Origin of the sequence: Bradyrhizobium algeriense, from assembly GCF_003062295.1 — a bacterium.
In the GTDB taxonomy this organism is placed as follows: Bacteria; Pseudomonadota; Alphaproteobacteria; order Rhizobiales; family Xanthobacteraceae; genus Bradyrhizobium; species Bradyrhizobium algeriense.
The window spans coordinates 1-517 of record NZ_PYCN01000220.1 but is presented as its reverse complement, the minus strand read 5'-3'; the positions used below and the strand labels follow the sequence as shown (position 1 = coordinate 517).

Below are 517 nucleotides of genomic sequence, written 5' to 3'. Positions count from 1 at the left end.
GTGAAATTTTGGTAGAGTCGAGGTGTGGCGCGGTGGCTGTAGGGTCGGCCTATCTGTTTCCGCCGCTTTCGTCTGGCGGTGCCTCACTAGCCGAGCCGTGGCTCCGTTTCCACACCCCGCTCATCGAACCGGACATGCAGATCTCCCGCATCCGGCTCTCGGACAAGACCTCACGCCTTCATCCATGGCACGTCGTGCCCAAGCCGGCTCAGGCGTACGAGCCCAAAATGCCCGTAGAGGTGCGAGAGGGGATAAGCTCCGCGCCTGCGTCGCCTGACCTTGTGCTTGGAACGCAACCACCGGCGCAACCGCACCGCTGTGTCGGTGTCGAGCGCTCGATACGCCGGATTGACGGTGCCTACTGAGAAGGAGTTCGCCCAGCCGCGTAACGTGCGGTTCAACTTGCCCACCAGCCCTGTGGTCTCTTGCCATGTCCCTGCTCGGGCGGTCAGCGCATGGATCTTCTCGACCACGCGCCGGATGCTCTTCTTCGAGGGCCGTTGCGCCAGGCGGGCCT

The 517-nt window shown here is 63.8% G+C and carries 1 protein-coding gene; it reads right to left on the bottom strand.

All coding sequences use genetic code 11. The features are described from left to right. Positions 1 to 170: 170 nt before the first annotated feature. The coding region (locus C7G61_RS43205) for a group II intron maturase-specific domain-containing protein (RefSeq protein ID WP_274542324.1) at positions 171 to 517 on the bottom strand (347 nt) is incomplete at its 5' end.